This window comes from Rummeliibacillus sp. SL167 (assembly GCF_007896505.1).
In the GTDB taxonomy this organism is placed as follows: Bacteria; Bacillota; Bacilli; order Bacillales_A; family Planococcaceae; genus Rummeliibacillus; species Rummeliibacillus suwonensis.
The window spans coordinates 2,540,164-2,551,617 of record NZ_VCBM01000001.1; the positions used below are offsets into that span (position 1 = coordinate 2,540,164).

An 11,454-nucleotide genomic window follows, 5' to 3' on the forward strand; every position below is an offset into this window, starting at 1 on the left:
TCCTAAGTATTTAGAAAAGGAAGAACTTGCACTTTTCTAAATATTGCTGAGGAACAAGGGTTAGAATTCGACTACTTAATGTTCCTTGTACTCCCCTACACAGGAATTAGAGCTTGAGAACTCGTAGCACTCAAGTAGAAAGATGTTGGTTTTGTGAATCAAACAATCTGCATTACCAAAACATATTATAATCCTAATAATAATACCGTTCAGTTTCTATTGGTAACACCAAAAACAAAAAAATCTAGAAAAAAGGTTGTTATCGATACGATTGTGCTAGAGGCTTTAAAAGATTACAAAGAAAAGTAAAAAAATTAAGAAACAATTAGGCGTTGCTTAGTATGATCAGCAATTTATCTTTGCAAAAACAGATCGACAACCTAGATATCCGATAATTCTCAAAAATGGTCCAACTTAGAATGGCGCGACTGCTGAGATTAGCTAATTTGAATACGGAATTAACCCCACATTCTCTACGACATACTCATACTTCACTTCTTGCGGAAGCTGGCGTTGCACTGGAACAAATTATGGATAGATTAGGTCATTCCGATGATCAAATCACTATCTCCACGTAACAAAAGAAATGAAAAAAGAAGCTTCCCAAAAGTTTTCACAACTAATGAGAAGCCTCGATTAAAATCCTCTATGTTAGCAAAATGTTAGCAAATCACTTTCACCTTACATACAAACCCAAAATAATATCAAGGGTTTGAACGATTTATTACATCATACCGCCCATGCCGCCGATATCTTGAGGCATTGCAGCAGGAGTTGGTTCTGGAATATCAGCAACAACTGCTTCTGTTGTTAAGAATAGAGCTGCTACAGATGCTGCATTTTGTAGAGCTGAACGAGTAACTTTTGTTGGGTCAACGATACCTGCATCGATCATGTTTACCCATTCACCGTTTGCTGCGTTGAAGCCTGTACCAACTTCTTCACGTTTTAAGCGATCAACGATGATTGAACCTTCAAGACCTGCATTGTCTGCGATTTGACGAACTGGTTCTTCAAGTGCACGTAATACGATTTTCACACCCGTTTTGACATCGCCAGTTTCAGCTTCGCCAACTTCTGATACTTTGTTGTATACACTTACTAGTGCAGTACCACCACCAGCAACAATACCTTCTTCTACTGCTGCACGAGTAGAGTTAAGAGCATCTTCAATACGTAGTTTGCGTTCTTTTAATTCTGTTTCAGTTGCAGCACCAACTTTGATAACAGCTACGCCGCCTGCAAGCTTAGCAAGACGTTCTTGTAATTTTTCTTTATCGAATTCAGAAGTAGATTCTTCGTATTGAGCACGGATTTGAGCAACACGAGCATCGATATCATCTTTTCTGCCTGAACCTTCAACAACTGTTGTATGATCTTTTGTTACAACGACTTTACCTGCATGACCAAGCATATCGATATTTGCTTGTTTTAAATCTAACCCAATTTCTTCAGTGATCAGTTTACCACCAGTTAAAATGGCGATATCTTCTAGCATTGCTTTACGACGGTCACCAAAACCTGGAGCTTTAACAGCTACAACATTAAATGTACCACGAAGTTTGTTTAAGATTAATGTTGTTAATGCTTCGCCTTCTACATCTTCAGCAATGATTAATAATGGTTTGCTTTGTTGAACAACTTGTTCAAGTACTGGAAGGATTTCTTGAATGTTAGAGATTTTTTTATCTGTGATTAAGATGTATGGATTGTCTAAAACAGCTTCCATTTTATCTGTATCAGTTACCATATAATGAGATAGGTAGCCACGGTCAAATTGCATACCTTCTACTACATCTAATTCTGTGTTGAATCCTTTAGACTCTTCAATTGTGATAACGCCATCGTTACCAACACGTTCCATAGCTTCTGCGATTAATTCGCCGACTTCTTCATCAGCTGAAGAAATAGCTGCTACTTGTGCGATTGATTCTTTGTTTTCTACTGGTTTTGAGATTGATTTTAATTCATTGATCGCTACACCAACTGCTTTGTCAATACCTTTACGAATACCAACAGGATTAGCACCAGCTGTAACGTTTTTCAAGCCTTCACGAATCATTGCTTGAGCTAAAACTGTTGCAGTAGTAGTACCGTCACCAGCAATTTCGTTTGTTTTAGATGCAACTTCTGAAACAAGTTTTGCACCCATGTTTTCGTATGGATCTTCTAGTTCGATTTCTTTAGCGATTGTTACACCATCGTTTGTGATTAATGGAGAACCGAATTTCTTTTCAAGAACGACGTTGCGTCCTTTAGGTCCTAATGTTACTTTTACTGCGTTAGCTAGTTTGTCTACACCTTTTAACATAGCGCTACGAGCGTCTTCACTAAAACGAATATCTTTTGCCATTTTAAAAAACCTCCTAATATTTTTCTATCTTTTCATAAACTTTTCATGTAAGCTTTTGATTTATTATTCAACGATTGCTAAAACGTCTGATTCGCGAAGGATCAAGAAGTCTTTTCCTTCATATTTCACTTCTGTGCCTGCGTATTTAGAGAAGATGATGTTGTCTCCTTCTTTTACATTAAGTGGAACTACATTTCCACCATCAGTCAAGAACCCAGTACCAACTGCAACAACTTTACCTTCTTGAGGTTTCTCTTTTGCAGAGTCTGGTAATACGATACCGGATGCAGTTTTTTCTTCAGCTTCGACAACTTCGATAATGATACGATCACCTAATGGTTTTAACAATTGAAACAACCTCCTAGAATTATGAATGAGTATAGTTTTATTTTATTAGCACTCTTTCTTATTGAGTGCTAACACAATTATTATATTAATGAATTCTATTTCTTTTTGCAAGTAAGAAGCATAAAAAATTTTGTTTTTATTCTTTTATAATTTACAATGAAGAAAATTAAGTATTAGAGAGGGTTCTGATTTTGAAATCCAAAAAAACAGCATTGTATATTTTATTGATTTACATTGTGATGCAACTGTCTTCTTTTCTATTGTTGCGTCCGTTATTCCGCTTTATCCAAGAGCAACATCCAGAGTTGAGCAAAAATGAGCTTATTTTAACATCTCAAGGATGGTATATTTTCATCAGCATGGGCATTGCGCTTATTCTTTCGCTTATATTGGTCTCCCGTGATCCAAACTTTTGGAAAATTTATAAGGGCAGCAAATCTTCTATTCCTGTATCCATTTTGTGGGGAATCATTGGTTTCTTTATGGTATTTGTTGGTCAATCAATTGGTGCCATGATTGAAAATGCCTTAGGTATTAAACAAGGCTCCGAAAATACAGCTGACCTCCTATCAATAGCGAATGTTGCGCCAATAGCGGTCATTGCTATTGCATTTTTCGGACCGATTTTGGAAGAATTTGTGTTTCGACGTGTGATATTCGGTTCACTTGTACAAACTACTAATTTTTGGGTTGCGGCTTTAGTTAGTTCGATCGTTTTTGCGCTTATTCATCTAGACTTTTCGCACATCATAATATATGCGATCTCAGGTTTTATATTCGCATTTCTCTACTATAAAACAAAACGAATCATCACATCGATCATCGCTCATATGATGTTAAATGGATTTGTCACAGTTGTTCAATTCTACCAAAAACCGATTGAAGAATTTTTAAAGCAGCTGCAACAACTTCAATGATGGAAGAGAGCAGATAATATTATATTCTTCACAAAATAAAAAAGTCCTTCTATCTCATTTGATAGAAGGATTTTCTTCTACGGAACTTACGACAAGTTCCATTTGACGTTGTTGTTCAGCTTTTAAATATTTTCGATATCCAATACGAGAAATAATGATGCTAATCTCATACAAAATACATAGAGGGATCGCTACAATAAATAATGACACTACATCTGTTGGTGTAATCAGATCCGCTACGACCAATAAGATAAAGTATGCATATTTACGTACTTTTTTTAACATTTGTGGTGTTATAATGCCTAATCGTGTTAAAAACAATACAACCATAGGTAATTCAAATACAATCCCAAAAGGTAAAGTAATCTGTATTAAAAATTGGAAATACTCATTAATGCCTATTGTTTGCTGTACATCTAATTGAGTAGACATCTTTGCCATAAAATTAATGATATATGGAAACAGAATCTCGTATGAAAATAATATACCTCCGATAAATAACAGTACAATGTATGGAATATATCTTAATGTCGCTCTTCGTTCCCTCACATATAATCCTGGACTGATAAAAGCCCACAATTGATAAAGAATAACAGGTGAAGTCATAATCGTTGCTAGTATAAATATCACTTGAAAATAGATTTTCACTGGATCTGTTATTTTGAAGGCATGGAGTTGTAGTGTTTTGGCTTCATTGCTAAATTGTAAGAAATGAATTAATGGTTCTGCCAAAAAGAAACTACCAATAACAGCAATTATAAAGAAAACGGCAACAATATATAGCCGCTTTCTTAACTCTTCTATATGTTCGACAACAGTTAGTTCAGTATTATTCATGTAACTAACATCCTAACTTATTTATCTTCAGATTTTGTAGATTCAGATACCTTTTTCGGTGTATCATCGTCATCTGCTAAACCTTTTGTAGCATTTTTAAATTCGCGGAGAGTAGAACCCATTGCTTTTCCTAGTTCTGGTAGTTTCTTCGGTCCGAAAATTAGTAGGGCAACTATTCCAATAATAATAGCGCTCCCAGCACCAATTCCCATTGCAGACACCTCCTCATAATATGTTTTTATTTTAACGCATAAAAATATTTTTGGCTATTTCGATTAAAAGCTTATTTGTGAATATTTTACGTCATTCTTTATCATTACGCATGAAATAACTTAAAGTTTGCAATTCGATGGTTAGGTCAATGGTATGGACCCGGACATGATCCGGTACATTTAATCTGACAGGTGTAAAATTTAATATACCTTTTACGCCCATAGCTGCAAGTCGATCTGTCATGAATTGCGCTGAGCGTGCAGGCACAGTCAAGATTGGTAGCTCTGCATTATATTCCGCAAATTTCTCCTCTAATAGATCTGGCGGATAAATCGGTATATCATTAATATATTTACCTTCTATAGTCCCGCTTGTATCAAATGCCACAACAATCTTCATATTATGGCTCTTTTGAAAATTATATTTTAGTAAAGCACTACCGAGGTTCCCTACTCCTATTATCGCTACATTCATTTGTTCATCTTGGTCTAATATATGTCTAAAAACATTTAGTAAATATTGAACATCATAACCATATCCTTTTTTACCGAGAGCACCAAAATATGAAAAATCACGTCGAATAGTTGCTGAATCGATTTTCATAGCTTCACTTAGTTCTTTAGAAGATATTCTTTCTTGTCCTGCCTCAGCAAAGTTTACGATGAAGCGATAGTAAAGAGGAAGTCTTTTTGTAGTAGCTTGTGGAATTTTGTTAGTAGCTTTCACAATATTTCCTCCTACAATCAATTCGAAATCCTTTCAATAGTACATGACGATTGGTTATCTGTAAAGCTATTCCCATTGCACACATATGTATATTCCTATAAACTAGGATTGAACTGAGGTGTCTAATATGATTGTTTTACAGGTCAATCAATTATATAAATCATATATTGCCGATGAAATTTTAAGTGGCGTTAAACTTGAAGTTCAACACCGAGATCGTGTTGCACTTGTTGGTCGCAATGGTGCTGGCAAATCAACACTATTAAAAATAATCGCCGGACAACTTTCGTATGATTCCGGTGATATTATTATGCCCAAAGACATTCGTCTAGGTTACTTAGATCAACATACAGGACTAGAATCTCCCCTTACTATTTGGGAAGAAATGATGACAATTTTCGAGCCATTGAAAAAACAAGAACAACAGCTCCGAGAATTAGAACAAAAAATGGCTGATCCTGCAATATATGAAAATACAGAAGCTTATCAAAAAATAACAGCCGAATACGACCAACTTCAACATAATTTTAAAGAACAAGGCGGTTATCAGTACGAAGCCGATACAAGATCTATACTACATGGCATGCAATTTTATCCTGAGAGCTATGATCAAAAAATTTCGTCTCTATCAGGTGGTCAAAGAACCCGCCTAGCGCTTGCTAAATTACTATTAAGTAAACCTGAATTATTAATTCTTGACGAACCTACTAACCATTTAGATATTGAAACGCTTAGTTGGTTAGAAAACTTTTTAAAAAATTATGATGGAGCTATACTTATCGTATCACATGACCGTTATTTTTTGGATCAAGTAGTGTCGATTGTTTATGAAGTTTCTCGTCATCATATCACAAAATTTACAGGGAACTACAGTGATTACTTAAATCAAAAGGCAAAGAACTATGAACGTGACCGTAAGATCTATGAAAAACAACAAGATGAAAAAGCAAAATTAGAGTCTTTTATTCAAAAAAATATTGCTCGTGCATCTACAACCAAAATGGCGCAGAGTCGTCGTAAAGTCCTTGAGAAAACAGAGTGGATGGATGCACCTGAAGGCGATGAGAAATCAGCTACTTTCACTTTTGGTATTGAACGTCAAAGCGGCAATGATGTCCTCTCCATTGATCATTTATCCATTGGTTATGAAGATAAAATCATATCGAAGAATATTCAAATGCGTGTCTATCGTCAGGATCGTATTGCTCTTGTTGGACCAAATGGAGTTGGCAAATCTACATTACTTAAAACACTCATCAAGGATAAACAAGCATTTGCTGGCAATATACACTATGGAACAAATGTACAAATTGGTTATTACGACCAAGAGCTCACCAAGTTAACCAGTAATAAAACGGTTTTAAAAGAACTTTGGGATGAATGGCCATTAATGAGTGAAAAAGATATTCGCACAGTCCTTGGTCGTTTTCTATTCTCAGGCGAAGATGTCAGTAAAATTGTACACGATTTATCTGGTGGCGAAAAAGCCCGCCTATCATTAGCCAAATTGATGCTTCAAAAATCGAATCTGCTCATCCTTGATGAACCGACCAACCATTTAGACTTGGATAGCAAAGAAGTTTTAGAAAATGCTCTCATTCACTATCCTGGCACATTACTTTTTGTATCACATGACCGTTATTTTATCAATCGTATTGCTACGAAGGTCATTGAATTATCAAATATCGGCACGACCGAATATCTTGGTAATTATGATTACTATATCGAAAAGAAAAAAGAGCTAGAGGAAATCGAAGCTGAGAAGTTGGCCACGTTATCTCCTGTTCAAGAAGCTATCGTGAAAAAACAAAAGAATACACAAATTGATAAAGAGGCTAAGAAAAAAGAACGGAAATTACGCCGACGTATTGAAGAAATTGAAGACTCATTAAATGAGTTTGACTGCCAAATAAAAAAAATAGAAGAACAGTTATGTGATCCGAAGATTTTCCAAGACCACGAAAGGGTAATGGTTCTCCAAACAGAATTAGATACGTTAAAAGAACAGCATGAAGAAGTCGAATTAGAATGGCTAGAATTAAATGAACAACTTGAGGAATTTGAATAATGTTTCTTAAAATAGCAAGCGTGTTGATTATCCAATTTTCTCCACAAAATATAAGGGTATTCACTGGTTTCCGCTACGGCTTGCTCGCTTTCCTACGGGCGAACGCTGGGGGCAACAGGATGTTGGTCACGGAATCGTTGCCACAGGACGTGGCGTTCTTAGATTCCGTTCCTTCAATCGCTTCGCTGCGGGGTCTCAACTGTTCGCTTTTCCCGTGGGAGTCGAGCAAGCCTTCGCTACAATCTACATAAATGGAGCTAAAAATACATGTTTTTTTAGAATTTTGTCCAATTTATCACCTATTTTTTTCCTAATCAACACGCCTGTTAAAATAGGACTGCTTAAAAGTGTTAAAAACACTATTGAGCAGTCCTTTAACTTTGTCATTGTCTTTGCCATTTCAAATTGCACCTAATGAAAGAGGAAAAAATCCTCCACTAGGTACTAGTTAAAGTTTGTCCGATCATACTTTTACAGGCAGTTACTCCCCCACTTATCTTCATGCTTTTTTCTGAGTGAGAGACTTTTCATGTACAGATTGGGAGCAATCGCTCATGTATGTTTACTGCTTATATAGGATAATTTGTCGAATAACAAAATTTCTTGTCTATATATTGGTCAATAATTAATATTTCCCCTTTTTTCTCCACAGGTTTATACACATTTTATATCTTTGTATTTCAATGGATTAAAGGACTTTTCCACATTATCCACAGAATTAACCAGAGTTACGCACATAAAACTGTGTAAAACTTACTACTATATATAGTAAGTACACATTTTATTCACAGCTTATCCACAAAATGTGGATTATTTTCGAATTTTCTTATTATTACGTAAAAAAAGAGGCTATCGACTAAAATACGATAGCCCCTTCCGTATATCATCTAATCGTTCCAAGAAATTAGTTCCTTTCCGGGACGACCATTTAATGCCATATCACTACGCTTGCCTGCTTTAAACATGGATGAACCTGCGGCTGCAATCATCGCCGCATTATCTGTACATAATTTTAATGGTGGTACATAAAAAGGAATGCCTTCTTTTTTAAAGGTTTTTTCTAATGATGTACGCAAACCTCTATTGGCAGAAACACCACCTGCGGCAATAACCTGCTTAACTTTAAATTCACGTGCAGCTCGCAATGTCTTGGCTGTCAATACTTCTACAACGCTATCTTGAAATCCCTTGGCCACATGCATTGGATTAATCTTTTCACCGCGTTGATCAGCATTATGTTTATAGTTAATAACGGCTGATTTTAATCCGCTAAAACTAAAATCATATGAATCATGTTCCAACCAAACACGTGGGAAATCGACCGCAGCATCGCTTTCTTGCGCCAATTGGTCAATTTTAGGGCCACCCGGATACGGAATATTCAACACACGTGCAACTTTATCATAAGCTTCACCAGCTGCATCATCTCGTGTCTCTCCGATTAACTTAAAATGACCGTCAGCCTCCATTAAAACTAGTTCTGTGTGTCCACCAGATACAACTAGAGCCAATAATGGAAATTCCATTGGTTGAATTAGTGCATTTGCATAAATATGACCTGCGATATGATGTACACCGACTAATGGTAGATCGTTCGCAAAAGCAAAAGCCTTCGCGGCGTTAACTCCGATTAATAATGCACCAACAAGTCCTGGACCTTCTGTAACACAAACAGCATCTAAATCTTCTGGTTTCATATTTGCTTGTTGTAATGCTTCTTCAATAACGATTGTTATTTGTTCAACGTGATGGCGGGAAGCAATTTCTGGCACAACTCCCCCAAAACGTTTATGACTTTCTATTTGAGATGCAACCACATTGGATACGATCTCATGTCCATTTTTTACAATGGAAGCAGCTGTCTCATCACAACTACTTTCAATGCCTAATATATATAGATCTTTTTCCATTATAAATTCACCCACATGACAAGAGCGTCCTCTTGGTTATCAGTATAATAGTTCTTACGAATGCCGCCTTCTTGAAACCCTAGTTTTCGATATAAATTCTGTGCAATACTATTGGTTATACGAACTTCTAGGCTCATCACGACAACGCCTCGTTCTTTTGCTATATGAATCGCTTCACGCATCAAACTTTCACCAATACCTTTTCCCCTACCAGCAGGAAGTACAGCAACATTCGTAATTTGACTTTCATCTAACACAATCCACATACCACAAAAACCAATAATTGCATCTGTTCCGTCCACAGCAACAATATACGTAGCTTGTGTATTAGTTGTCATTTCATGATAAAAAGCATCCAGCGTCCAAGGTGTTGCAAAGACAGCTTCCTCAATACTATGTACTGCCTCTACATCAGCAATAGTCATTTGTCGATACGTAATCATCAGTTCACCTATTTTTTACCTTTCTGTTCTCTTAACCAATTTGCTTCAGCTTCTGCTAATCGACAATATTTTGGAACAAAAGTATGCGTAGCATCTAAAGGTGGTAGCTCTTGTTGTTCTGCAAGATAAATAAGCTGAGCGGCATTTGGAAGGTCAAGAGTATACGGTGTTCTCAACGCATTCTTTCCTAGTTCTTGTTGGATCAATCCCCAAAAACTATCTACATCATGTCCAACAAATAACACTGGTCGTCCTAATTCTTTCAACTTTGCTAGCAATCCCGCCATACTGTAATGACCATCTTCAATAATAGGAACGAGTCCATTAGAGGTGTCATATGCTCCAGCATATACATTTTGACGTCTAGCATCGATTAAAGAGCAAACAATACCTTGGTATAGTCCAGCATTTGCGGCTAGCACTTGTAAACTTGAGACACCTACTAATGGCTTTTGTAACGTCCAAGATAATGTCTTGGCAATCGTCACCCCTATGCGTACACCTGTATAAGATCCAGGTCCTTGACTTATTGCAATAGCATCGATTTCTTTAGGAGATATATCCACCTTTTTAAAAATATGTTCGATGGCTGGCATCACACCTGCAGAATGATTGACTTTAATATTTGTTACTTCAGTTGTAAGTATCCTCCTATCCTTTATAATGGCAATTGCCAAAGGAGAATTTGCTGTATCTATCCCTAACCAAATCATTTCATTAGCTCCTCACACAATCGTTTATAACGTTTTCCGATTGGTTTCAATATGAATCTTCTTGTATCTTCGTCAATACGCTGAATTTCAATCGCCAAGCGCTCAGCAGGAAGATCCTGTTCGATAAGATGTGCCCACTCTACAACTGAAACTGCATCACCATAAAAGATTTCATCCCATCCAAGATCTTCATCACTATCCGCTAAACGATAGACATCTAAATGATTGAGGGGTAGGCGTCCCTCATATTGCTTTAAAATTGTGAAAGTTGGGCTATTAACTGTACGCTTAATGCCTAGACCTTTTGCTAAATACTGAGTAAATGTCGTCTTTCCAGCACCAAGATCTCCTTCTAACGTAATCGTATCTTGGGCCTCTAGTAAATTAGCCAACTTTAACGCTAATTGGTTTGTTTCCTCTAAAGAAGCAACCGTTATTTCCATTTTTCTTCGTCCTCTCAACTTCACATTAATTATAGTTTACCGAAACCAACAAAAATGTTCAAAGTGAACGAGCTGAAATCTTTTAAACAACAAAATAACACAGCCTTTTAGCTGTGTTCAAATTATAGACAAATACTTGCTTCAATAAGTAGCTTAACTAATTTCTAACTTCTCATAAGCTGTCATATTCCATTAGAACTTATGTTTGGTTATCTGCTTTGTTCAACAAACAGTTTCAATCGAGAGCAAGATTTTAATTTTGCAGAGGAACTTTATCTACTTTGAAGAAAGAGTGTTTTTCCTATGAGATCCTATGAGAATAGACAGTCCTGTATTTTGACCAAGAATCTAAAAAAACACAGTTGAACAATCAACTGTGCTCTACAATATGCCTAGCAACGTCCTACTCTCGCAGGGGGACAGCCCCCAACTACCATTGGCGCTCAAGAGCTTAACTTCTGTGTTCGGCATGGGAACAGGTGT

12 protein-coding genes and 1 rRNA gene are annotated in these 11,454 nt (G+C 36.5%); 3 read left to right on the top strand and 10 right to left on the bottom strand.

Features of this window, described 5'->3' with window-relative positions:
* The first annotated feature begins 419 nt into the window (after window positions 1-419).
* Window positions 420-578 carry a tyrosine-type recombinase/integrase gene (locus tag FEZ13_RS11415; RefSeq protein ID WP_255473120.1) on the top strand — a complete coding sequence of 53 codons (159 nt, stop codon included), beginning with the start codon at window positions 420-422 and terminating at the stop codon, window positions 576-578.
* Window positions 579-724: 146 nt separating this feature from the next.
* Here FEZ13_RS11415 and groL read toward each other — a convergent pair whose 3' ends face one another.
* Both groL and groES read right to left on the bottom strand, forming a co-directional pair.
* Complete coding sequence (gene groL, locus FEZ13_RS11420) at window positions 725-2,353, bottom strand: chaperonin GroEL (protein ID WP_146552697.1); 1,629 nt, start codon at window positions 2,351-2,353, stop codon at window positions 725-727.
* A 63-nt stretch (window positions 2,354-2,416) separates the two neighbouring features.
* The gene (groES, locus tag FEZ13_RS11425; RefSeq protein ID WP_146552698.1) at window positions 2,417-2,701 is read right to left on the bottom strand and encodes a co-chaperone GroES; all 285 of its coding nucleotides are present in this window, start codon (window positions 2,699-2,701) and stop codon (window positions 2,417-2,419) included.
* Between the two features lie 191 nt (window positions 2,702-2,892).
* On the opposite strand from groES, the gene FEZ13_RS11430 reads away from it, so the two are divergent.
* On the top strand, window positions 2,893-3,618 hold the full coding sequence (locus FEZ13_RS11430; RefSeq protein ID WP_243881355.1) for a CPBP family intramembrane glutamic endopeptidase: 726 nt from the start codon (window positions 2,893-2,895) through the stop codon (window positions 3,616-3,618).
* Window positions 3,619-3,672: 54 nt separating this feature from the next.
* Here FEZ13_RS11430 and tatC read toward each other — a convergent pair whose 3' ends face one another.
* The 3 genes from tatC to FEZ13_RS11445 all read right to left on the bottom strand — a co-directional run bounded on the left by tatC (window position 3,673) and on the right by FEZ13_RS11445 (window position 5,394).
* Window positions 3,673-4,455, bottom strand: coding sequence for a twin-arginine translocase subunit TatC (gene tatC, locus FEZ13_RS11435; RefSeq protein ID WP_146550865.1), 783 nt, complete (start codon window positions 4,453-4,455; stop codon window positions 3,673-3,675).
* Window positions 4,456-4,472: 17 nt separating this feature from the next.
* Window positions 4,473-4,667: a twin-arginine translocase TatA/TatE family subunit gene (locus FEZ13_RS11440; RefSeq protein ID WP_146550866.1), complete on the bottom strand. Its 195-nt coding sequence runs from the start codon at window positions 4,665-4,667 to the stop codon at window positions 4,473-4,475.
* A 91-nt stretch (window positions 4,668-4,758) separates the two neighbouring features.
* Window positions 4,759-5,394, bottom strand: coding sequence for a redox-sensing transcriptional repressor Rex (locus FEZ13_RS11445; RefSeq protein ID WP_146550867.1), 636 nt, complete (start codon window positions 5,392-5,394; stop codon window positions 4,759-4,761).
* Window positions 5,395-5,521: 127 nt separating this feature from the next.
* On the opposite strand from FEZ13_RS11445, the gene FEZ13_RS11450 reads away from it, so the two are divergent.
* A complete protein-coding gene (locus FEZ13_RS11450; protein WP_146552699.1) occupies window positions 5,522-7,462 on the top strand; it encodes an ABC-F family ATP-binding cassette domain-containing protein in 1,941 nt (646 codons plus the stop codon).
* An 887-nt stretch (window positions 7,463-8,349) separates the two neighbouring features.
* Here the strand turns inward: FEZ13_RS11450 and tsaD are convergent.
* From tsaD to rrf, 5 genes are all read right to left on the bottom strand, one after another.
* Entirely contained in the window at window positions 8,350-9,372 is a 1,023-nt protein-coding gene (tsaD, locus tag FEZ13_RS11455) for a tRNA (adenosine(37)-N6)-threonylcarbamoyltransferase complex transferase subunit TsaD (RefSeq protein WP_146552700.1), read from the bottom strand.
* Window positions 9,372-9,815 carry a ribosomal protein S18-alanine N-acetyltransferase gene (gene rimI / locus FEZ13_RS11460; RefSeq protein ID WP_146552701.1) on the bottom strand — a complete coding sequence of 148 codons (444 nt, stop codon included), beginning with the start codon at window positions 9,813-9,815 and terminating at the stop codon, window positions 9,372-9,374. Before rimI ends, tsaD begins: the two co-directional genes overlap by 1 nt.
* 8 nt (window positions 9,816-9,823) lie before the next feature.
* Window positions 9,824-10,528: a tRNA (adenosine(37)-N6)-threonylcarbamoyltransferase complex dimerization subunit type 1 TsaB gene (tsaB, locus tag FEZ13_RS11465; RefSeq protein ID WP_146552702.1), complete on the bottom strand. Its 705-nt coding sequence runs from the start codon at window positions 10,526-10,528 to the stop codon at window positions 9,824-9,826.
* Window positions 10,525-10,971, bottom strand: coding sequence for a tRNA (adenosine(37)-N6)-threonylcarbamoyltransferase complex ATPase subunit type 1 TsaE (gene tsaE, locus FEZ13_RS11470; RefSeq protein ID WP_146552703.1), 447 nt, complete (start codon window positions 10,969-10,971; stop codon window positions 10,525-10,527). The genes tsaB and tsaE overlap by 4 nt, the downstream gene beginning before the upstream one ends.
* 390 nt (window positions 10,972-11,361) lie before the next feature.
* Window positions 11,362-11,454: ribosomal RNA gene (rrf, locus tag FEZ13_RS11475) — 5S ribosomal RNA — on the bottom strand; the annotation flags it as partial.